Source organism: Gelidibacter sp. F63206 (assembly GCF_023015735.1).
Window position 1 is genome coordinate 1 of record NZ_JALKAU010000069.1, and the last position, 22801, is coordinate 22801.

General features: G+C 38.8%; 16 protein-coding genes, 1 tRNA gene and 1 pseudogene. 3 read left to right on the top strand and 15 right to left on the bottom strand.

Annotation, left to right across the window (positions count from 1 at the left end; translation table 11 throughout):
• From MWU32_RS03240 to MWU32_RS03255, 4 genes are all read right to left on the bottom strand, one after another.
• Positions 1-1667 (bottom strand): DUF6443 domain-containing protein (locus MWU32_RS03240; protein ID WP_246937739.1); only part of this gene is annotated, 1667 nt, incomplete at its 3' end.
• Between the two features lie 587 nt (positions 1668-2254).
• Positions 2255-2692, bottom strand: coding sequence for a hypothetical protein (locus tag MWU32_RS03245; protein ID WP_246937742.1), 438 nt, complete (start codon positions 2690-2692; stop codon positions 2255-2257).
• A gap of 13 nt (positions 2693-2705) precedes the next feature.
• Positions 2706-5966 carry a hypothetical protein gene (locus tag MWU32_RS03250; protein ID WP_246937744.1) on the bottom strand — a complete coding sequence of 1087 codons (3261 nt, stop codon included), beginning with the start codon at positions 5964-5966 and terminating at the stop codon, positions 2706-2708.
• 747 nt (positions 5967-6713) lie between these two features.
• Positions 6714-7919: a site-specific integrase gene (locus tag MWU32_RS03255; protein ID WP_246937747.1), complete on the bottom strand. Its 1206-nt coding sequence runs from the start codon at positions 7917-7919 to the stop codon at positions 6714-6716.
• Between the two features lie 377 nt (positions 7920-8296).
• On the opposite strand from MWU32_RS03255, the gene MWU32_RS03260 reads away from it, so the two are divergent.
• Both MWU32_RS03260 and MWU32_RS05395 read left to right on the top strand, forming a co-directional pair.
• Complete coding sequence (locus tag MWU32_RS03260; RefSeq protein WP_317235146.1) at positions 8297-8698, top strand: outer membrane beta-barrel protein; 402 nt, start codon at positions 8297-8299, stop codon at positions 8696-8698.
• Positions 8699-8741: 43 nt separating this feature from the next.
• Positions 8742-8858 (top strand): hypothetical protein, encoded by a 117-nt coding sequence (locus MWU32_RS05395; protein ID WP_262914705.1) that lies wholly within the window; start codon positions 8742-8744, stop codon positions 8856-8858.
• A gap of 299 nt (positions 8859-9157) precedes the next feature.
• On the opposite strand, the pseudogene MWU32_RS03265 reads toward MWU32_RS05395, so the two are convergent.
• The 11 genes and pseudogenes from MWU32_RS03265 to MWU32_RS03315 all read right to left on the bottom strand — a co-directional run.
• Positions 9158-9349, bottom strand: a pseudogene (locus MWU32_RS03265) (hypothetical protein); the annotation flags it as partial.
• Positions 9350-9662: 313 nt separating this feature from the next.
• Positions 9663-10280, bottom strand: a complete 618-nt coding sequence (locus tag MWU32_RS03270) for a hypothetical protein (RefSeq protein ID WP_246937749.1) — start codon at positions 10278-10280, stop codon at positions 9663-9665.
• Positions 10281-10379: 99 nt separating this feature from the next.
• Entirely contained in the window at positions 10380-11159 is a 780-nt protein-coding gene (locus MWU32_RS03275; protein ID WP_246937752.1) for a hypothetical protein, read from the bottom strand.
• Positions 11160-11162: 3 nt separating this feature from the next.
• The gene (locus tag MWU32_RS03280) at positions 11163-12068 is read right to left on the bottom strand and encodes a hypothetical protein (RefSeq protein ID WP_246937753.1); all 906 of its coding nucleotides are present in this window, start codon (positions 12066-12068) and stop codon (positions 11163-11165) included.
• Positions 12069-12166: 98 nt separating this feature from the next.
• The gene (locus MWU32_RS03285; RefSeq protein WP_246937755.1) at positions 12167-13387 is read right to left on the bottom strand and encodes a site-specific integrase; all 1221 of its coding nucleotides are present in this window, start codon (positions 13385-13387) and stop codon (positions 12167-12169) included.
• 230 nt (positions 13388-13617) lie between these two features.
• Positions 13618-13691: transfer RNA gene (locus MWU32_RS03290), tRNA-Asp, on the bottom strand.
• A gap of 120 nt (positions 13692-13811) precedes the next feature.
• A complete protein-coding gene (locus tag MWU32_RS03295) occupies positions 13812-14741 on the bottom strand; it encodes a DUF58 domain-containing protein (protein ID WP_246937758.1) in 930 nt (309 codons plus the stop codon).
• Between the two features lie 228 nt (positions 14742-14969).
• The gene (locus tag MWU32_RS03300) at positions 14970-15515 is read right to left on the bottom strand and encodes a ClpP family protease (protein WP_246937761.1); all 546 of its coding nucleotides are present in this window, start codon (positions 15513-15515) and stop codon (positions 14970-14972) included.
• A gap of 168 nt (positions 15516-15683) precedes the next feature.
• The gene (gene trxA / locus MWU32_RS03305; protein WP_163517032.1) at positions 15684-16001 is read right to left on the bottom strand and encodes a thioredoxin; all 318 of its coding nucleotides are present in this window, start codon (positions 15999-16001) and stop codon (positions 15684-15686) included.
• 334 nt (positions 16002-16335) lie between these two features.
• The gene (gene dnaE, locus MWU32_RS03310) at positions 16336-20724 is read right to left on the bottom strand and encodes a DNA polymerase III subunit alpha (RefSeq protein ID WP_246937763.1); all 4389 of its coding nucleotides are present in this window, start codon (positions 20722-20724) and stop codon (positions 16336-16338) included.
• 540 nt (positions 20725-21264) lie between these two features.
• Positions 21265-21729, bottom strand: coding sequence for a DUF6252 family protein (locus MWU32_RS03315; RefSeq protein WP_246937766.1), 465 nt, complete (start codon positions 21727-21729; stop codon positions 21265-21267).
• 428 nt (positions 21730-22157) lie between these two features.
• Between MWU32_RS03315 and MWU32_RS03320 the strand changes: the two genes are divergently transcribed.
• Positions 22158-22742, top strand: a complete 585-nt coding sequence (locus MWU32_RS03320) for a 30S ribosomal protein S16 (protein ID WP_246937768.1) — start codon at positions 22158-22160, stop codon at positions 22740-22742.
• Positions 22743-22801: the final 59 nt, after the last annotated feature.

The following is a 22801-nucleotide window of genomic DNA, read 5'->3' on the forward strand; positions in this document are numbered from 1 at the left end:
GTGTGCCAGGATTTTGTTTTTTCGACGGCCCCCGTAAAGTCCAAAGTGCTTATCACCACATCGGTCGTGACCAGATAATCATTGACGCTCTTTACATAAATTGGGCTTCCCTTGGTGTCATATCCCGTATAGGTGGTGATCCATTTGGCGGGGACCTGGTCGAGCACCCTTACCTTGCTGCCGGTCGCCAGTCCCTTGGTCCACTTCTGGGTACCGGGACTGTTGTCATGATTCAGGATGTTCTGCCCGTCATGTGTTGCTGGCATGGCCACAAAGCCATCAAAAGTATAGTTGTCGTAATAGTTTATCGTCAAGATCTCCGTAATAAAATTTACCGGGTAGGACTCGTTGTTATAATAGATCGTTGCGCCAACCATTGTTGTATCAGAGGTTCGCTTGGTAACGAATTGCGGATTCCTGAGATCGGCATCATCCTGTAAGGCTGCCCTGCCAATGCCCCTGGTCATTTCCCCTGTATAGGCCACCCTTCCAAAGGCATCGTATTTGGTGAACAGCCATTTGTCCTGTGCCCTCAGGTTGGCGTCCTGCGTCAGGATGGGCTGGTCCAGTTTGTTATAGACGATGTACTCCCTGTCTTTTCCTGGGATCTTCTTTTCCACAAGACGGTTCCTGTGGTCGTAGGTATATTGATAACCAAGTTCGTCCAATTGGGCATTGACTGTTGCCCAAGGTGAGGTAGAGGCCTCCATCTTCGGGGGCAGCACGTAGGTCAGGTTGCCATAGTCATCGTACACGTAATAGGTGTCGTGCGGTGCGTTGGGCACGATCACGCTCCCCACTTTTGAATCGCCGTAGGTGCGCTTCAGCACGACCCTGCCCTGCTTATCGGTGAACTCCTCGGCCGTGTGCGCTTTCCCATTGGTCCAGTTCTCGTCCCTGGTGACGGTTTTGTAGAGTTCACCCTGACCATAATAGCCGAGTGCACCGGGAACCAACGATAGACTTGGGGCATAGGTGCGGTCGGCATAGGCCAGCTCCACACGGTACAGCCTGACATTGTCGTTCGCAGGGTCTGTGGGGCTGTTGGGATCAAAGGTATTGGCCGCGTATTCAAATCCTATCTCATGGCCGCCACCCAGGCGCCAGTCATGGCCCGGCGCCGCCTGCTTCAGCACCCTGTTCAGGGGCGAGCTCTCAAATTCCTTTTCTGAATAGGGGTTTGTCGTGTTTCCGTACTTGGTGGAAAACTCATAAAAACCGATCGTTGAAACGAGGGCATCGGCCTGGTAGGTGCCACATGCACTCGCAATGGCATAGGGCAGGTATTCCTTGACCTGCCTGCCATAGGTATCATACCCTATATGTGCAATAATATCCTCTCCATCACCGCCCGCACGTATGCCGATGTTCTGCTTGGGTCTTCCCAGACCGTCAAAATAGGTGATGCTCTCTATCTTCTCATCCTCTTGGAGTCCCGATATATTTGAGGTCGGTACCCTTGGCGTGATAGTGTGTATATAGTTTTCATCGCTCGGTCCGCAGACAGGGCAGCCGTTGTTGGCTGCCAGCCCGTACTCGTTAGGGCACTGGTCCAGGTTGTTGGACACATAATTTGTAGGGGCAGTAGCCTGTGTCACCCAAACGTTGGGGTCCCCAAGGCCATCTTGGTCAACCGTATCGGAATACCAAGTCGGGAGCGGTGACATGGCCACATAGACAGAGCCCGTGCCGGTGCTCCAGGTACCACTGCCATTTCTGGCCCGGATGTAATAAGTCCCGCTGCCCTGATTGGCAGTAAAGGTAGGCCCTGAACCTAAACCGGAACTGGTGCCGTTGGGCGTCTTGCCCTGCCAGTACCATGTCACACCGCTTGGCGGTACCCCTGACCGTTGGAGCACCGCTACACCATTCGTGTTACTGGAAATGGTCGGGCTTCCCGGTGCTGCAGGTGCCGATGAGGCTACCTGGACCTCCAGTTCTGCATAGTACAAGTTGTAATTGGAGAAATAGTCCACCATCAGGTAATTTGTCCCTGCTGTGCCCCATGTGACATTACCTCCATAGGCGTTGAACGAGGAGGTGTCGTCATAAAAGGTGGTGTACCAATCGTAGTCATTCCCCAGGCTGCCCCCAGCCACACCATAGTGTTTCGTACTACCCTGAGGGGCGCTCGTGGGCCCCGTCAGGTATATATTCTGGCCATACAGAAATTGTACGCTTAAAGCGAAAAACAATGTCAGGACCCGAAAACCATAAAGGTGAATTTTATTTTTTGTGACCATGATAGAGGATTTTAATTTTTGATGAAGTGCCATTCCGGAAGTACCAACCTGCCCTTTCCATTGTTTCGGTGCCTCAGTACCAGCATCCGTGTGTCCAGGGCCTTTATCTCAAAACTATCCACATTGCCGTCGGGATGGGTTATTTGTACTGAGTTTTTGTTCAGCACCCAAATCCCATGGGAGGTCTCCCCGTTGCCCAATATCAGGAAATAGGTTCCGTCCGGATCGAATTTCATCTTCCTGTCCCTATAGAAACGTTCGACCAACAGCCGGCGGCCTGGCAGAGAATCCATTTTGGACCTAATCCTGTTCTCCATTTTGGAAATTGAACTGCCGTAATCGAAATACCAGGTACCGAAGAGCTGCTCCCTGGCATTCTGGGCGTCCATGGTGCGACCATTGGACAAAACAAGCAACAGAAGGACAATTATGGTATAGGAAAGTTTCATATATGCAGGGGTTTTATTGGTTTTTGTAGTGGTAGCGGTTATTGCTCAGGATATTGCCCGTGCCATCCTTGACACGCTCCAGGCGGCTGAAACCGTCGTATTCGAAAAAGACCGTATAGCCCTTTGGATCCGTCATGCTTGTGACGCCAATCAGTGGGTCATAGGTGTAGGTAGTCACCAAGGCATTTGAGAGATTCGGACAATAGGTTGGATCTCTAAGTTTTTCCAACTCTGACCTAAGGGAATCCTCTGTAAGGTCGTCGATATCAGAATTGGAAGCTGACAAAATCGCATTATAAACTGTCGTTGGAATCTGACCAAAAGTAGCATTCTCTATCTTGGCTACGGGAAGCGTTTGGTCATAGCCCCAGATGTAAACTATATGTGCGCCTTCTGTCTTAGAAACTTCTTTTACTTTGCCATTTTCATGGTAGGAATGAAAAACAACTCGGTTTTCAGGGGCATTGTTAGCTCCTTTGCTTGTATGAAAGTATTCTGGGGAAATTATATCATTATACCAAATTCTATAATCACTCTGTTGTTTACTTAAAAGTTCATTGGAATCTGCAATGAGGTTATTATTCAAATCCATATAACTACTTGTCTCAATAATTTCTCCTAAACGGTTTTGAGCAATAAGTCCCGATTCTGCAACAGTAGGGCTTCCAATGTCTTGAGGATACTTAACAATGGATACTAACCTCTCTCCTTTACTGTCAATGGTCTCTGTCCTAGTTTTTAATAAGTGAACAGGGTTGTCATAATAAAAATAGGTACTAGTTGTACTAATGGCATTGTCATAATAGTTCGTGACATCTTCACTAAACAAATTATACCAGCCACCTTTCACAAAATAATCAATCATACTTAAATCTAAATAAACAAGCGGGTTTTGTGTTTCATCAATTATCAAACTCCCCCATTTAATTGCAAAAGAAGATTTGGGATGTACACTCCCTATATCGAATGGTACTTTTGTGTAGGTTAAATGCTTATCTTGAACTAAATCAAATCCTGTACTTGCCTTTTTGAAACTTTTCTGTCTAAGGAGTTGTCCTCTTTCAAGTTCTAAGCTCTCTGCTGGTGGGTAGGGAAAACTATCATTACCTTCATCTCTACTATTAGAAAATTGATACTCCGTATACCCTCTCTCATTGGCATTGTCAATTTCTTCAAAAACCGTTCTGTATCCAACAGCCGATCCGGAATGTGTGACTTGTTGCATATTACTTACTGATCGAACTCTTAGAAGAAGAGATGTAAACGATCCACCACCATTTTGTCCGTTACCCAGAGTATTGTAAGTTACATTTTGAACATGACTGAAGTTAGGGGTGCTAAAAACATCTCCAGATGAAACAGACGAATCAAAGGTGGTAGTGTACTTATAATTTTTTGTCATTGGTTGGGAAGTTGCATTGACATAGCTTCTGATTTGTTTGATCCGTAAACCACCTGAATATGTATTTCCTGATTGATTGGGATCAATCTCTTGCCAATTGGCAATAAAATAAAAGTCTTGGTAATCATTTCCAGGATAAGGCTGATTAAAACTAGCGGTCATTGTATATGTTCCGTTAGGTAAATAAAAAGAAGAACCTTCTATTTGAATATAATACATGTTAGATGTAGGAGTAGTAATAGTAAACAAAGCACAAGGGTTTGATCCTCCGCTCAAATCGCACCCTGGATTTCCAATGGTAAAGCTAACATTGGCACCTCCATTAATATTATTATTATTTAATACAGGATCTGTTGGATTATTAATAGTGAATGTTTTTTGAAAAAGATCAGTTCCGTCTGGTGTATCTCCTGCATCAAAATATTCCTCACCTGCTAATATTTGATTATTTGAAACATATTGCGGGGGAAGATCATTTGCATAAACCATATTATTTTCAAAATCAAACTCGGTGTAACCACCTGTTGGATAGGTGATTTTAGTTAAAATACCATAATGTGATTTTGTTGGATCGACGCCTCTTTCTGCCCCAGAAATTTGATTACTTTGACCTGGAAGGTAATAAGGGGGAGTCAGGTCTGCATTTAAGTCCTCTCCATTGTAATACCCCCAATAATCTTGGGCGGCACTGTATCTACAAGAAGGAAATCCATTTTCATTATAAGTGAAAAGATGTGATAGTTTAATATCAGGATCAGTTACCGATACTTGTTCAATTTTATCTAGTAACATCCACCTTCTGCTATAACTGTCGGCATTATAACATGATGTACCACCAGCTGTGCCTTGTTTATATCTATAGGTAAATTGGTGTTTACTGAGAAGTTCGTTTTTAGCATCATATACTGAAACATTATTAAGGCTTTTACCTCCATCAAGATCATCCCTGTATCCCACATTTCTATTAAACTTTATATAACCTTCGTCAAAAAGAATAGAATCAACCACAATGGCATTAGTTGAGTTAATGGTCAACAAACTTCCGCTATCAGAAGGCAACCCATTTGTTACCCCACCTAAATAGTGGTATTTGTTTACAACATTCTTAGTTTTAGTAATATGATTTTCCATTTGATAACTAAAACGTATAATGTCTTTTTTTGAAGGCGAAGTGATAGTTGAAGCATACCATGTGGAATTAATACGTTTTCCTTGCGTAACCCCATTACTAATTGTAGTTTCTATTATATTAAAATAATATTCCACTCCATTTTGGGTTACTAATGTAAAATTATTACCGTTCCTAGTAATTTTTAGATTAGATTTTGGAAAGGTTATAAAGGTTCCCTCTTCTTGATTGTAAAAGAATTTACCACTCTCTTCAGGAAGACTATAACTAAAAATATCAGGTTCGGAATCAGCTGTCCCATTATAAAGAGCTTCTTTATATGCTCCGTACGCTGTTGTATTAGTATTTCTCTCATTCCATAATTGATATACTGTTTTATTCGAAAATTTGTCAAAATACCCTCCTGCTCCCTCGTCTGGAATTCCCTGAACCCTTCTAGAAATAGATGGCACGGAGCCCAACGACCATCCAAGTCCCGCCCATGAAGCTATACTTTCCACCTTGTTGCCTCCTGCATGATAACTTAAGGTAAGAGGAAGTGTCAGTTCCCCTGAGTTTATTGTATAAATTGGAATCCCAATATTAGGAACTCCTGTAAAATGACCGACAGGAATCTCACCATATTTTACAATTGATGCCGCATTAGGGCTTAATGGGACAAATTCTGGCAAGTCCTGTGAAAATATGGTCATTGGAAACCATGCAAAGAAGAATACAAAACAATGAATGAATAGTTTTTTCATAGAAATGAATTTTAAAATTTGTTTAGAAAATCAAATAATTAATTTTACATTATGAATTATTCTTCTAATTATAAAAATTAAATTGCTTCAAAGAAGTTACTATTATGATTCTCTATCTATGTTTCTTACAGCAATTAACCATATTTAAATCACAATCAACTAAGGTTTTACCTTAGACCTACTAAGGTGAAATCTTATATTTTCTTTCCTTATTTTTTTTAAAACTTTAGCATATTAACCTTTCGATTATATTAAAATTCCTACCCTATTAATTCAAAAAATTCATTTTTTGCAAGGAAATGTATACTTACAGTTTTGCAGATGGAATTAGAAGCAATTTTTGGACTATAGCTTTTCCGTAGAATTAAGAAACTCAACTGAATACATTATGGAAACTCAAATCTTTTGATATCGAATTATAAAAAATAAAATACTCTATCATTTAATATCAAAAAATAAAAATTGATTATAGAAAACAGCTGAGCATTGCACCCATATTGCACTTGAAGATTTTTTCGGCTGAATTTTAAACAATTAAAGTCGATAATTTCTCTTCAGCTTTTATATGGGCAGGGAAACTCGAACTCAGAAACCTCACGACACAAGATCTTCAGTCTATGAAGTTTCTACTATCGAGATAATAAAAGCAATTGATGAATTGTATTTTATCATCTGAAAGCGTCGCTTAACTTATGAATACCAAAACTTAATCTATTTGACAAGAACAAATCAAACTTCCACATCCTACTAATTCATATTTAAAATCTCCTGAACGTTTTTCATGTCCTCACTTATTTTATCATCCAAAACCCTAGCATAAATTTGGGTTGTGGTTAATTTTGTATGACCCAAAAGCTTGGCCACTGTCTCGATTGGAACCCCATTGGAAAGCGTTATTAAGGTGGCAAAAGTGTGTCTTGCAACGTGAAAAGTCAACTTTTTTCGAATGTTAAGTTCCTCCGCAATCTCCTTAAGATATTGATTGGTCTTTTGATTTGAATAAATTGGAAGGATAGCGTCACATGAGATTAAACGATAATGTTTAGCATATTTATTTAATATCCTCTGTGCTTTGTCTAAAACAGGAATTTTTATAGGGATGTTTGTCTTTACCCGTTTGGCTCTTATCCAAAGCCCACCATCATTACCTCTGACAAGGTGATCTCTATTTAGTTTTTGAATATCAATATAGGACAACCCTGTATAACATGAAAAAACAAACATATCCTTAGTAATTTCTAAACATGGACGATCGAAACTCGCTCCCTCAATAACGGCCAATTCATTTTTGTTAAGAATGTCTCGTTCCGTCTTTAAAAATCTTATGCTAAAATTAACAAATGGATTTCTTACCAACCAATCTAATTTAATAGCTAAATTTATGAGTTTCTTCAATCTGGTCAAGTGCTTCATAACGCCGTTATGATTCAACTTGCTTTTTTTTCTAAGAAAACATTCAAACTCACAGATGAATTCAAATGATATATCAATTAAATTGACATCTTTTGATTTCATGGAATTTTCCAAAAATTCAAGCAAATATTTTTCTGTGGTAAAATAATGGCTTAGAGTGCTTGGCTTGATAACGTTTGCCATTACTCTTTTATGGTAGTTTATTAAATCGACTAAAGTTTTTTGATCGTTTCCTTCCTTGTAATAATAGGTTTTTATCGCATGAGCAGTTATAGCCTTCTTCTCAAGGTTTAACTGTCTTTGGCATTCCAAAAGTTTAAAGTAAACTTGCTCAATATGGGCATTGACCATTTGGCTTTCGTTTGACCTTCCGATCATTCTTTTTGTAGTTTTACTCCAATACTTAATTGGAATAGACCTACCCAAACTGATCTCTAAACGTTTACCATTTGCAGTGATTCTGGCATATAATGGTGCACTGCCAGATGTTTTCTTTGATACGTTCTGCCAGAACGTAATTGTTAAATTTGATGTTCGCATAGTTCGTTTTTTAATGTTCATTAAAAACGAAAGTCAAACCATACGAAAAATAGAATTAATATCTAAAAGATAATAATCCGAGGTAACCGAATAGGTCACCTAAACTTTGATATTAAATGGAATCATTTAACATTCACTAAAATGTATTTACTTGTAAATCATGTAATTACACATAATATGATTTATAAAAACACATTAAAAGTGGTCCATATTGTTCCCGACTTTAAATTTTACTTACGAACTGAACAATCGTGTATAAAATATCACATTGAGTTATAAGCGAAGAATCAACGGACTAAGAGGCCGTAGGATAAATACATTTCTTCCCGTTATAGTGAGGCGAATATTTTTAAGGAAACACCAATCTGGATCCCGATATTTCAAGTGCTTTTGATCTTGGCTATCAAAAGCGATGGAGCAAACCAACATTCAAAACTTCAGTCTATAATCAATACGAAACTGATGCTTTTGAACGCATACAGGAAGATACCGGGAATGAAACTGCCAACGGAATTCCAATTATTAGTATGCTCCCAATAAATTTGAGTACCAATAAACGGATTGGTTTTGAGGCAGGTTTCTTATACAGATACAATCCTGTAAAATGGTTGCGACTTAATGGAAGTTTTAACTTCTTCCTATTCACTACCGAGGACGAATTTAATGGCGTGGATTATAGTGCCAAAAACACCATCAGTTTGCCAGAGGCAGCGCCAAGGTGTCGTTGTCTTACGAGATTGATTGGTAAACCAACGCTTTTTACTGTGCCCTTCCAATGATGCCCAATTCGAGAATAAAGGAACTTTGTCTGTTGACCTTGCCTTGAGCAAAGACATTTTTAATGGCAATGCTACTTTAGGATTAAATGTAAGTTACGTGTTCAACTCACGAAAAAGAAAGACACTAACTACGACCAATACCTTTATTAGTAAAAGTTAATTTCAACGACGTCCACGCTCTATTAATTTTCCTTTACCTATCGCTTTAATCAGAAAAAGATAACACGTGATCAAAACAACCAGGATAATGATAATACTGGAGACGAGTTTTAATCTCTATTAAGGGTTAATTCCCCAGCTTTACTTAACTTTTTAAAAGTATTTTCCAATTCATACCTCGTGGGCTCTTAGGCAGGTGCCAAACCGACTCCCCACGAGGTTTTTGATTTTGGAACCTTTCAAACCTTCACTAATATCGAAAATATGAATTGTAATATTTCAATAGTGGTGTTTTCAATTTCACAATGAAGGAATATTTACGGGTTGTGGCACTGACATCATTCCTAAGGTGGTAATGGTTAACTTTAATTCTTGGAAAGCTCTTGTTCCTACTGATACACCACCATAACTAACAAAGCCAGTTGGCTTTTCCTGCCCTTCTTCAAATAGATAATCCATCACAATTTTATTGGTATCTGGACGACCATAATTATATTCGGGGTTCCAAACACATAGGCATCAGCCTCATCAAATCGCATTACTCAGTTTTTTGGTATGTTATTTCATATAATAGCGCAATCGAGGATGGCTTGGCTCACCCATTAAAGGAAAGTCAATAATCCAATAGTTCTATTTCAAAATCGCTATGTTACTTTGCAATTTTTAAAAACCAATCTGCAATGATTGGCCTTTCCGTTTAGGTCTGGTACTACCGATTATAATTTTAAGTTTGTATTTCATTTCATTTTAGTATTAAAAATTAATCTTACTTTAATTCAGAAAAGAATAACCTGTTAAGCAGACATTAAAGATATAGTCCAGGAATATAAGTTTTTGGTGTCAAAAAAGGCATTTCCAATCTGGTCTGAACAGTTTGATTGAAATTGTAATTTTTAAAATGAGTAATTTCATAAAAGTCGTCACGTGTTGGTTCAGAATCTATAGTGTAAACAATTCCGAAAGGCGGAAAGGTGATTTCCCCAAGAAAATGATTCCCTTTTTCAGTTATTGCCATTCCATAACCATTTCTAACTTTTGTTATAGCTGTATGATAAATAAAGACTCTCAAACTTTCAGGAAGAGATTTTGAATCTTTGTTTAAAATAAAACTTGAAAGTCCTTCTTTATTCAGCAGTTGATCGCTCGTATCAATGGACATAAACATTGATAATGTCTGCTTTAAAATATTTAACGGCTGTATGGCATATTCAAAAATTATAGTTTTGGATGCCCAAATTCTATTGGTTAACGCCATCATTCCTATATAGGCAAACTTCTTATAACTTTCTCCATAATAACTACCAGTAAGGTTATTACAGGGTTTACATAAATAATACCCACCTGCACCCTGATTACTTCTAATTTGCTTACCATATAGTGGGCTATTTTTATCGTGAAGATGAACCGATTTTTGAAAAAACACAGGATTTGAATTGAAAGCACTTTGTGGTGGAACGTGTTCAAAAGTAAGTTGTTTGTGCTTACCACATATTCTGCAAATTCCTTCTCGTTTCAAATTATACTAATCCTTTATGTTTTTAATTTTTTCAGTTAAGCTGCTATCTTGAATTTTTTGATTAGCCTCTCGCTCTACTCGTAAGCCTAATCCTTTTGTCTGATTTATATGGTTTGAGGTAAATTGGTTTACGTGTGCATAAATGATTCCAATGTCATCATTCATTCGAGTGTTCCAATTAAATCCATAAAGCTCGTTCAACCATTCCGCTGGTGTAGTTCTGAACATTACATTCGGATTTTTATAATTGCGCCCATCGTCCAATATTATAATCAAAAGATACACTTTGCTGAATCCGATTTCGGCATAGCCATTTGCCTGTTGAGTTCCTTTTTTCTGAACGCTGTTTACTTTGTTAATTTTTGGTGGTTGATTCTCTAAAGATTCGGACTTCACAATTTTACATTCTATACTTATTGCGGTATCTTCTTTAGCTTTTTCATAAAGAAGAATATCAATATCCCCAGGCATTTTATTAGGTATTGTAATGGGCTCTTTAACACCGCAATGAAATATTACAGAATTGGATGTTTGAAATAGATTTTCAAATAACATTCTTCGAAAATCGTCATTGTCCATAAGCCAATTAACGGCCTCATCTTCACTCTCAAAAGTTCGTGTTACACTTTTATCTGGCTCAAGATTATTTACGAAGAAGGAAACTGTAGATTTATCATCTATACGTTGTTTATCTGAAAACACGTATTGCGTAACCTCATATTCAGGCCGTTTTTCTTTCTGAAGCAATTGTTTGAGTTTGTTCTTGATTCTTGCTAATAACTTCATAAATTAAAATGGTAATACTTGACTTGTAAATTCTTTGAATATTTCGCTCGCTAATGCCTTATCAAATGCCTTGGCTGTTACTAAATCGCCAAGTTTCGATTTTAATAATTGACCAAATGACTTTTTGCTCAAATGCGGAATGTCATCGCGAAGCTCATCGAACTCGTCAAAAATAATTTGTTGGCCAAAACCTAATCCTTCTATTTTTACGAGAGCCTGTTTTATCAGTTCTTTCAATTCCTCGTCGGAACTACTAATTTTAGAATAGTCAGTTATTTTGGCCTTTCTCGCTTGTTCTATGGCATATTTTCCTTCCAGCCTCAGTTTAGCACTTACATTTTTACCGTTTATTGATTCTATTAAGCCTCGGTTTTCAAGCATTCTACCATAATCCCAATCTTCGCCACGACCATTCAATTTTATACCGTTACCTTCAAGAATCCAGTTAATGGAATGATATTTACCGTCGTCATAAAGGTCGTAAAGTTTTGAAAGGATTAGGTCGAGTATGCCTTCGGTGTCGAAATTTTGGCGTACATTCAAATCAATTTCATCTGGTCTTACAATTGCATCGGAAATGGATAACATTTTCAAGTAGTAGTCAAGCCCATTGATTTCATCTTTTAGGGCTTGTATTTCATTTTTAACTTTTTGGTCAACACCTAATTTAAAGCCCTTATTGAATCTTTTTTGGGCTTTGAATTCATTTGCAAAATTTCTGTTTTCTGGCTCAAATGATTCTCGCACATAGCTGACCACAGCATTTTCCCAAGATTGTTTTTCTTTCTTAAAATTATTGAATTCATCCTCTGTCCTCGAAGATATATGTTTTTCAATAAGAGCATCACCTTTAGACTTGAAGTCTTCAACTTCACTTTTAAAATCTTCCCATTTTACTTTTAGAACCATACACAATATTTTAGTCAGTAAAGGTAGTGGAATCAAAATGTAAATTGTTAAATTCCCAATTGAAGATTTCGACAGTTTACAAATGCTTTTAAATTTCATTAGCCAATCTTTGATTTGAGAAGCGTCATATCATCACTAACTTTTCTCTCGACAACTCTCGCATAGATTTGAGTTGTTGACAATTTCGTGTGACCCAATAATTTAGAAACTGTCTCAATTGGAACTCCATTACTTAAGGTAACCGTCGTTGCAAAAGTGTGACGTGCCATATGGAAGGTAAGATTTTTTTTGATACCACAGAGATCTGCTATTTCCTTCAGATAGCTGTTTAATTTCTGATTTGAAAGTTTGGGTAAAAGGTAATCAGTGTCACAAGTCCTTACGTGCTCACTGTATTTGCCAATCAAATGTCCAGCCTTTGGCAGCAAGGGAATTTTAAACGGAGTGCCCGTCTTTGTTCTCGTTGCCATTATCCAAGGATTGCCATCTATACCGCTTACGATATTTTTGCTTGTCAATTCTATGATATCGCTATAGGATATACCCGTGTAGCAACTGAAAACAAATAAATCTCGAACAACGACCAGTCGTTCAATTGCAGAAGTTAAATCCTCAACAGCTTGTAATTCTGTCATTGTAAGGAAACCTCGTTCCTTCTTCTCGATCTTCATTTTAAAATTGACAAATGGATCTCTGTCGATCCATTCCATTCGGTAAGCAAGTGTGACCATCCTCCGTAAACGTTTTATATGTTTCATCGCAGTATTATTTCCGATTTTAGCCTGCCCACTTTTAGGAATATAAGAACGGAGAAAACTTTCAAAACCAACAATGAAACTATATTTGAGTTTTGCCAAAGGGATATCATTCATATTGAATTCCATAGAAATGAATTCTGACATATAACGTTGACTGGTCTTATAATGGGCCATCGTATTTCTATGCAACTTGTGCTGCATTTTTTCGTTATAATAAATAATTAGGCCATGAAAGGAGAGATTGTTTTTATCTTCACCTAAAAAGCGTGCTTTAATCATTTGGGGATTAAGGCCTCTGTCTTCCGATTTAAATTGCTCATATATTCTTTGAATTTTAGTCTGCACCTCATTTAGATACTGATTTAGAATTCGGGCATCTTTACCCCTTCCGGTAGCTCGTTGAAGCTTTTCATCCCAAGAAGTGATATCAACTTTTCGTTTTAAACTGATGTTCACTCGTTGACCGTCAAGAGTAATTCGGACGTAGATATTTGCTTTATTATTAATTGCACGTTTGGCGTACACCCAAAACAAGATGGAAAATGTTGAAGAAGCTCTCATAGTTGTCGTCTTTAATGATTAAACATTATTTAGACGAAAGTCAAATCAACTAGACTTCGGAAATCAATATACAGCTTTTTAACCACAATGTTGACGATTAAAAAATGATGTTGACGATTTGTGACCTTTCAGAATCAAATAGAACCAAATCCTATGACTGTCTCAAAAACATAAAACCCTGTAAATCATAAGATTTACAGGGTTTTGAAGGTTTTTGATTTCCTCTTCTGCGGTCTGGACGGGACTCGAACCCGCGACCTCCGCCGTGACAGGGCGGCATTCTAACCAGCTGAACTACCAGACCGTTGCGTTAATGCGAGCCTGCCCGATTAAACTTATCGTTTTCATCGCTCAGGCGGGTGCAAATATACACTGCATTTTCAATATCGCAAACATTTTGGATCATTTTTTGCAAAATTATTACTTACTTAAATTTTCCGCGCTCTACCATATAGGTTGTCAGTATTTTATCGAAATCTTTTGTAATGTCTGCCTCTACATATTTTATTTGATATTGTCCGCATTTAAGCCTAAGTTCATCAAAATAGGAGCCTACAGCATCCTCATAAGCCTCTTTTATGGTTTCAGGATACAGATTTATATACTCTCCAGTCTCGACATCAATAAAACGCTTTGGGGTATTTTCAAAGTCAAAAGTCAATTCCTTATCCTTATCAAATACATGAAACAAGACTACTTCGTGCTTTTTATGTTTTAAATGCCGCAAGGCCTCAAATAATTTCTCTTGATCCGTAGTGGTCTGAAACATATCGGTAAAAAAGAAAATCAATGATCTCCTATGAATTTTCTCGGCAATTTGATGAAGGTAGGTATAGGTTTCCGTCTGTTTGTTAACCGGCTTAGACACTACCGTCTTACTCAACTCACCCAACAGCATTTGATGGTGTCGTTCACTGCCCTTTTCTGGTGCGTAATAGTCGTAAGCATCACTGTAAATACTCATCCCTACAGCATCTCGCTGTTTTTTGAGAATATGCATTAAACTAGCTGAAGCCAATGCGGAAAAGGCAATCTTATTCAGATTGCTGATTGAAAACTCGGTCATTTCCGGATAATGCATCGAACTGCTGTTATCAATAATCAAGTGGCAGCGCAAATTGGTTTCCTCATCATAGCGCTTGGTGAACAACTTATCGGTTTTGGCATATAATTTCCAATCGATATGTTTTGTGCTTTCGCCTTGATTGTAAATCTTATGTTCAGCAAATTCGGCCGAAAACCCATGAAATGGACTCTTGTGCATGCCAGCAATAAAACCCTCAACCACTTGTTTGGCGAGGAGTTCGAGGTTTTTAAAACCTCCTGTTTTATTGAGTTCTGTTTGTAAATTCATGATCCCTTCCTGGCCTCCCCGAAGGGGAGGAATGGCTTGGTTATTAATTAAATATCATTTGTCAGTATTAAATACGTCTATGTCTTCTTCGGTGGGAAACTACTCATAAGGTCTCGATTTTCAGGTTTTTTGCTAAAAAACCCATAATAACCCATTTTCCCATGAAAGTACTATCCAGCATTCTATTCACATCAGTGAAAATTCCTTCTTCGAGAGTTAGGGGATTTATTATTGGGCCACTTTATCCACAATCCCATAAGCCACAGATTCCTCTGCATCCATCCAATGGTCGCGGTTAAAGTCTTTCATCACTTTTTCAAGCGTCTGTCCACAGTTTTCAGCCAGCAACCTTGCGCTCAACTCTTTGGTCTTTAAGATTTCCTGAGCTGTAATTTCAATATCACTCGCCGGCCCACGAGCTCCACCGCTTGGTTGGTGAATCATGACACGGGCGTGTGGCTGAATAAAACGCTTTCCCTTTGCTCCTGCCGACAATAGAATAGAACCCATAGATGCTGCAAATCCCGTACAAATGGTTGACACCTCACTTTTTAATGATTTCATACAATCATAAATAGCAAACCCAGAAGTGACATAGCCTCCAGGACTATTGATGTAAAAATGTATGTCTTTGGTCTCCAAAGCGTCCAAATACATCAAACGGTCAACGACGTGTTTTGCAGATTTATCATCCACCTGTCCCCAAAGGAACACTTTACGCTCTTCTATCAATTTACTATCGATAAGATCTTGTATTTTTAATTTATTGCTCATTTTATATTTTTAAATTTTTATCTAAAATAAAAAAAGGTTTACCATTACAGCAAACCTTTTATCATATTATCCTAATATTATGCTTTTTTGATGACAGATAGCACATCACATCATAATTATTTTACTTTGAATCGATTATGACGGCAGTTGCTTTTCTGTGCTAAACGACTATAGAAGTGCATCAATAGCGTCAGTGTAAGCATTTTTTGGAGCCACACCAACCTGTCTTCCAACGACTTCTCCATTTTGGAATACTAATACCGTTGGAATGTTCCGCACACCATATTTGGCAGCAAACTCTTGATTTGCATCAACATCCACTTTACCAACTACAGCCTTACCTTCATACTCTTCGCTAATTTGATCAATGATTGGTCCAACCATTCTACAAGGTCCACACCAAGCGGCCCAAAAATCTACGACTACCGGCTTATCACTTTTCAAAACCGTTTCTTCAAAGTTTGCATCTGTTATTTCTAATGCCATATTTTCTACGCTTTAATTGTTTTATTATTTTAAAGGAACAAAATTAATCAAAATATTTGCCAATCCTTATACGCTTAACATTTGTTTTGCTTATAACTGGATTTGCGATGGTTATGACCATTCCTTCGGCGCATGAACCAAGCCTTCAGTTAAACCTGCCCGTCGCCAGGTAAGCCCTATTATGTGGCGACCTGGTGGAACTCATAAACCATATAGAAAGGATGCCGCTGCATTCCGATGTATGAATTGGCTAAATTATAGCAGCTTATCACAAACACCCAATAACTCTACTACTTCATCATTAGGATGAAATACCCAACTTAGCAAGCCTTGGTCAATTCAACCTAAAATAAACGTCCTGACCGCTCAGTTCATCAAGCAACTCTTGAGAGATTTTTACTTTCTGCTTCCTACTTGGCATGTGTAATTTCATCTTCTCTTCGTTATCATAGACCAGGAAATTCAGGGCCTGGTTACCTTCATGCATTCTCAAAATATCCTGCAGGGCCTTAATTTTACTTTCTTTCAAATCTCTTATTTCAAGTTGGATCGAGAGTTTTTTAGCGTAGGTGCCCATCACATCATGCAATAATTGAAAATTACTAAACTGCAACCTTGGTTCACTTTTTTTGCCAGTCTCTTTATTGACCCAGCCTTCTTTAACATAGACCCTAACATAAACAAATGAGCTTCTCACTAAAAAGTGTCTAAATCTGAGGTACTCTTCTCCAAAAATTCGAAATTCAAAACTATCGGTATAATCCTCCATGGTAAACATCGCCCAACCTTTACCTTGCTTGCTTACACGATGTTCCACATTGGTCACGACGCCACCAAATGTCATTTCTCTATTCACAAAAGGTTCCAAGTTCGCAAAATGCGCCAAGGTGGCATTGCAAAAGGTTTTCATTTCTATCTTAAAGTCGTCAAGCGGATGTCCTGAAATATAAATCCCGACAACTTCCCGCTCCTGCGCCAATTTTTCCATAGTCCCCCATTCTTCACATGGCGGTACTAAAGGCTCTGCGATTTGCACATCACTGGCATCACCAAACAGACTCACTTGGGCCGAATTTTCATTTTCCTGATGTTTACTGCCATACCTGATTGCTTTTTCCAAAAAGGTAATCCCATCACCCTCATCCTGAAAATACTGTGCCCTATGCGTATCTGTAAAGCAATCAAAACCTCCAGCCAAAGCCAGATTTTCAAATGCTTTTTTATTGGCCGCCCTTAAATCGACACGTTTTGCAAAGTCAAAAATAGATTTATATTGGCCGTCCTTTTTACGATTTTCCACAATGGTCATCACTGCACCTCGCCCGACGCCCTTAATGGCACCCATTCCAAATCGAACTGCATAGTCTTTATTTACAGAAAACTTATAGAAAGACTCATTGACATCAGGCCCAAGCACTTTCAATTTCATGCGCTTGCATTCTTCCATAAAAAACGTCACCTGTTTAATGTCGTTCATATTGTTACTCAACACTGCTGCCATATATTCTGCCGGATAATGTGCTTTTAAATAGGCGGTTTGATAGGCTATCCACGCATAACAGGTTGAATGCGATTTATTAAACGCATAACTCGCAAATGCTTCCCAGTCCTTCCATATCTTCTCCAACTTTTTGGCATCGTGGCCATTTGCTTCCGCTTGAGCTATGAATTTTGGTTTCATTTTATCCAAAACCGCAATCTGCTTTTTCCCCATCGCCTTTCGCAAAACATCGGCTTCACCCTTCGTAAAATCGGCTAGTTTTTGGGATAGCAACATCACCTGCTCCTGGTAAACTGTAATACCGTAGGTTTCCTTTAAATACTCCTCCATCGCAGGGAGGTCATATTCAATCTCTTCATCACCATGCTTACGTCGGGTAAAACTCGGAATATATTCCATCGGCCCTGGGCGATACAGCGCGTTCATTGCAATCAAATCTTCAAAAACAGTTGGCTTCAATTCCTTCAGGTGTTTTTGCATTCCTGGCGACTCATATTGAAATACCCCAACGGTTTCACCTTTTTGGAACAGCTCATAAGTGAGTTCATCATCTAAAGGAAAACTATCGGGATCAAGTAGAATATCGTGTTTTGCTTTCACGATTTTGACCGTATCCTTAATTAAAGTCAAGGTTTTTAACCCCAAGAAATCCATCTTAAGTAATCCCGCATCCTCTACAACGGAGTTGTCAAACTGGGTCACATACAAATCAGAATCCTTTGCCGTAGCCACCGGAACGAATTTGGTAATATCATCAGGTGTAATAATCACCCCACAAGCGTGAATTCCCGTATTTCTGACGGAACCTTCAAGAATTCGCGCCAAATTAACGGTTTCAGATTCCAAGCCCGAACCTTCGGCAATGTTGAGAAGCTCGTTTACTTTTTCCAAGTCCTCAGATCTGAAGGCCTTACTGAGTTGCTTTTCGTCATAACCAAAAATTTTGCCCAATTTGGACATGGTTGGGATGAGTTTTGAAATCCTATCGGCATCAAAAAGTGGCAGATCTAAAACTCTTGCCGTATCTCTAATAGACGATTTGGCCGCCATCGTACCATAGGTAATAATTTGCGCCACTTGGTTGCTTCCGTATTTTTTGATGACATAATCCATGACTTTACTGCGGCCTTCATCATCAAAATCGATATCAATATCTGGCATACTGACACGATCGGGATTTAAAAAACGCTCAAAAAGCAAATTGTACTTTAGCGGATCAATATTGGTAATCTTGAGGCAATATGCCACCACAGAACCTGCCGCTGAACCACGTCCAGGGCCTACGGAAACACCCATATTCCTTGCCTCCCGGATAAAATCTTCAACAATCAGGAAATAGCCAGGATATCCCGTGTTTTCAATAACACTCAATTCAAAGTCGATGCGTTCCTTGATCTCATCCGTAAGCTCGGCATACCGTTTTTTCGCACCTTCATAAGTGATATGGCGCAAAAAGGCATTCTCTCCACGTTTCCCATTATCTACAAGATCCTCCTCATGCTTGAATTCGTCAGGAATTGCGAAGGCGGGCAACAAAACATCCCTTGCCAACTCAAAAGCCTCAACCTTGTCCACTACCTCCTGAATATTGGAAATAGCTTCAGGAATATCCTTAAAAAGCTTTTTCATCTCTTCGGAAGATTTAAAATAATATTCCTGGTTTGGCAATCCGTAACGATACCCTCTGCCACGACCTATTGGTGTGGCCTGTTTCTCACCATCTTTTACGCATAGCAAAATATCGTGGGCATTGGCGTCTTCCTTCTTGCAATAATAGGTATTGTTGGTAGCCACTAACTTGATGTCATGTTTTCTAGCAAAATCAATCAACACCGGATTTACACGATTTTCATCTTCCTGATTATGACGCATCAATTCGATATAAAGATCGTCGCCAAATTCTTCCTTCCACCAGAGCAAGGCTTCTTCCGCTTGGTTTTCACCAATGTTCAAGACTTTACTTGGGACTTCCCCGTAGAGGTTCCCCGTCAATACAATCAAATCCTCCTTGTACTGTTGGATCAACTTCTTATCAATTCGCGGCACATAATAAAAACCGTCCACGAAGGCATGCGATGATAATTTTGACAGGTTATGGTAGCCGTTTTTATTCTTGGCCAAAATGACCATCTGATACCCATTATCCTTACGCGATTTATCCGCATGGTCTTCACATACAAAAAACTCACAGCCAATGATGGGTTTGATTATTTTTTCGGTTGGTGTTTCACCACGTTCTTCAGCAGCTTTATTTTTGGCTTCAACGGTTCTATTGTGATTGCCTACTGCTCTAATAAAATGAAAGGCCCCCATCATATTGGCATGGTCCGTCAAGGCCACGGCAGACATATTATGTTCAGCAGCTGCGGCCACCAACTGAGGGATGCTGATGGTAGATTGCAATACAGAGAATTGAGAGTGGTTGTGCAAATGCACAAACTCAACCTCCTTAAGCTCTTCAATATTTTGGGCGATCTCCTTTTTTGTAGGCTCGTCTGATTCTTGAAGCGCCTCAATCTGTTTTTTGATTTTCGCACTTTCAGCCTTCAGGTTGATATGCTTTAATCCAATCAGTTGAATTGTTGCAGGATTTGCCTCTTTAAAATTTTCAAAATAATCGGCAGGCACATCTAATTGCTCCTGTGTATACTCCTCACGTCTTATCAATTCCAAAAAGCAACGCGTAGTGGCTTCAACGTCGGCAGTAGCGTTGTGTGCTTCCGCAAATGGCGTGTTAAAGAGGAATTCGTGCAACTCGGTTAAGGTCGGTAATTTAAATCTACCATAACGCCCTCCCGGAAGCTGACATAAGTTGGCGGTGTGCTCGGTACAGGTATCCAAAACCGGAAGTTCTTGCAACGTATTCGCCACGCCCTCACGATGGAACTCAGCGCCCATAATATTCAAATCGAAGCCGACATTCTGCCCCACCACAAATTTGGTTTTTGCCAAAGCGGCATTGAACTTTGCCAATACTTCCGCCAACGGAACCCCTTGCTGCTGGGCTAAATCAGTAGATATCCCATGGATCTTTTCAGCATCATAAGGAATATTGAAACCGTCTGGCTGCACCAAATAGTCTTGATGCTCAATGCAATTGCCCATGCCATCATGCAATTGCCAGGCAATTTGGATGCATCGTGGCCAATTGTCCGTATCACTGATGGGCGCATCCCATCGTTTTGGCAATCCTGTAGTTTCGGTATCAAATATTAAATACATAAAAAAATTCCCTTTTAATTTTCCCAAAAGGGAAAAATGTTATGGTTATTATAGTGACTTTTCTTCAAATCCACAACAACAAGATCAATTCTCAAACCAAGTTTGAAACATTTCTATTAGACCGTGATTTTGACCACGGATTCATGAATGTTTGAGCTTAAAATTGCTGAAATTGCTGGATTCTTCCTCTGAAATAAAAGTTTTTAAAATTACATATAAATAACGCTTTTTTAAAGAGAAAGTTATAAACAGTTGCCAACAAAAAAAACAATTATAGAAGTTAATCAAAGCTGTATCAACTATGTCGCCAAATTTAAAAAAGTTGCCCACTCTACTTAAAATTTCAAAGCGCGCATAAATGCAAAGTATTGGAGGTTGGAACAATTGGAGAAGCACCAAAAATAAAATTTAAAATTCCAACATGGCGGTCTGTGTAGATCCATACAGTCTGTGTCTAAAATCAGTGCAAATCAACCAAAATCAGAGTCATTTAAGTTCCGCAACGTTCCACAGGAACTCCTTTCGCCTTGTCGGTTTAAGCTATCGCACTGGTATCTTATAAAAGACGCCTTCATTGAATCCTACGGAATGCAAACCATCCGCTGAATACGCCATAAATCTAAATGTTCCGGTAATTGTATTTCCATCAAATTCGGTGATGATCACTTGCCCAATTTCCGAATCATTGTGGCTTTCAGGATTTTGTGGATTAGCGGTAGAGTATGACCTATTTTCATGATCTATGAAAACAACTTTTGATTCGCTCATTAGAGTCAAACTATAGGTCCGTTCCTGAAGCGAAGGCAGCATAAAGTTCAATTTTTCAATTTTGTTTCCGGCATTGATGGTCAGCCCGCCATTTTCCGAAAGCACCGCATCATAATATGTTGCGCGCCACAGTTGATAGTTTTTATTTGCTTGAAGCGCAGGCGTATTGAATTGCACTTCGTTGCCGCACCCAAATAATGTCATAATTGCAATTAATAGTAGGACAAATTTCCTCATATCGCCAAATTTAAACAACCTATTAGAGCTTAAATAAACAAAAAATAAGCTTTTAAACAGTGAAAAGGATAAGGTATTTGAAAGCTTTTACATATCTAGGCAGTCACCCATAGAGACCGATCGTATTCCCTATTGACACTAATCTCAGAAATTTGCCTGAACAACCAACTACAACCTGTTCAATTCCAACTATATAACATTTCCAAACGAATCATAATGACGAAAGAACTTTTGATTTATTCAAAACTTTGTAACTATTTATAGCTTAGACTGTCTAGCGAATTTAACTTAGCTTTATTTATTATAAAAATTAGGGCAATAAAAAAATATTTATAGTATCTTTGCGCCCGCCTTAATGATATAAATTGTTTATATCGGGCAGGCACTTATTAATAATAGAGGTCGCGAACCTCACTAATTAATTATTTATGTCAGTTAAAATCAGATTACAAAGACGTGGAAAAAAAGGGAAACCTTATTTCTGGATTGTTGCAGCTGATGCACGATCAAAAAGAGATGGTAAATACTTAGAGAAAATCGGTGCTTACGATCCTACAACCAATCCTGCAACTATTGAATTAGATGTTGATTTGGCTGTAAGTTGGCTTCAAAATGGTGCACAACCTACGGATACGGCAAGAGGAATTTTGTCTTATAAAGGGGCCATGTTGAAAAATCATCTTGCAGGTGGTGTTAGAAAAGGTGCTTTAACGGAAGAGCAGGCAGAAGAGAAATTCGCTGCTTGGTTAGAAGAAAAAGCAGGTAAAATTGACGCCAAAAAAGAAGGCTTAGCAAAAGCTGGTGCTGATGCTAAAGCGAAAGCTCTTGAAGCTGAAAAAGAAGTAAATGCGAAGCGTGAAGCTGAAGCTGCACAGGTTATCGCCGATGCAGAGGCTGCTGAAGCTGCTGCAAATGCTCCTGCTGAAGAAGTTGCGGAAGTTGAAGCAACTACCGAAGAAGCTCCTGCAGAAGAAGCTCCTGCAGAAGATGCAGAAACAAAAACAGAAGAATAAAGAATTTATTTTTTATACTTTTAAACTCCGATATGACCTATCGGAGTTTTTTTGTGAAA

Bases quoted from the DNA above. Each gene is read 5' to 3' on its own strand.
- MWU32_RS03315 (WP_246937766.1), bottom strand. From the start codon at position 21,729: ATGAGGAAATTTGTCCTACTATTAATTGCAATTATGACATTATTTGGG.
- MWU32_RS03275 (WP_246937752.1), bottom strand. From the start codon at position 11,159: ATGAAGTTATTAGCAAGAATCAAGAACAAACTCAAACAATTGCTTCAG.
- MWU32_RS03250 (WP_246937744.1), bottom strand. From the start codon at position 5,966: ATGAAAAAACTATTCATTCATTGTTTTGTATTCTTCTTTGCATGGTTT.
- MWU32_RS03285 (WP_246937755.1), bottom strand. From the start codon at position 13,387: ATGAGAGCTTCTTCAACATTTTCCATCTTGTTTTGGGTGTACGCCAAA.
- dnaE (WP_246937763.1), bottom strand. From the start codon at position 20,724: ATGTATTTAATATTTGATACCGAAACTACAGGATTGCCAAAACGATGG.
- MWU32_RS03320 (WP_246937768.1), top strand. From the start codon at position 22,158: ATGTCAGTTAAAATCAGATTACAAAGACGTGGAAAAAAAGGGAAACCT.
- MWU32_RS03280 (WP_246937753.1), bottom strand. From the start codon at position 12,068: ATGGTTCTAAAAGTAAAATGGGAAGATTTTAAAAGTGAAGTTGAAGAC.
- trxA (WP_163517032.1), bottom strand. From the start codon at position 16,001: ATGGCATTAGAAATAACAGATGCAAACTTTGAAGAAACGGTTTTGAAA.
- MWU32_RS03300 (WP_246937761.1), bottom strand. From the start codon at position 15,515: ATGAGCAATAAATTAAAAATACAAGATCTTATCGATAGTAAATTGATA.
- MWU32_RS03245 (WP_246937742.1), bottom strand. From the start codon at position 2,692: ATGAAACTTTCCTATACCATAATTGTCCTTCTGTTGCTTGTTTTGTCC.
- MWU32_RS03255 (WP_246937747.1), bottom strand. From the start codon at position 7,919: ATGCGAACATCAAATTTAACAATTACGTTCTGGCAGAACGTATCAAAG.
- MWU32_RS03295 (WP_246937758.1), bottom strand. From the start codon at position 14,741: ATGAATTTACAAACAGAACTCAATAAAACAGGAGGTTTTAAAAACCTC.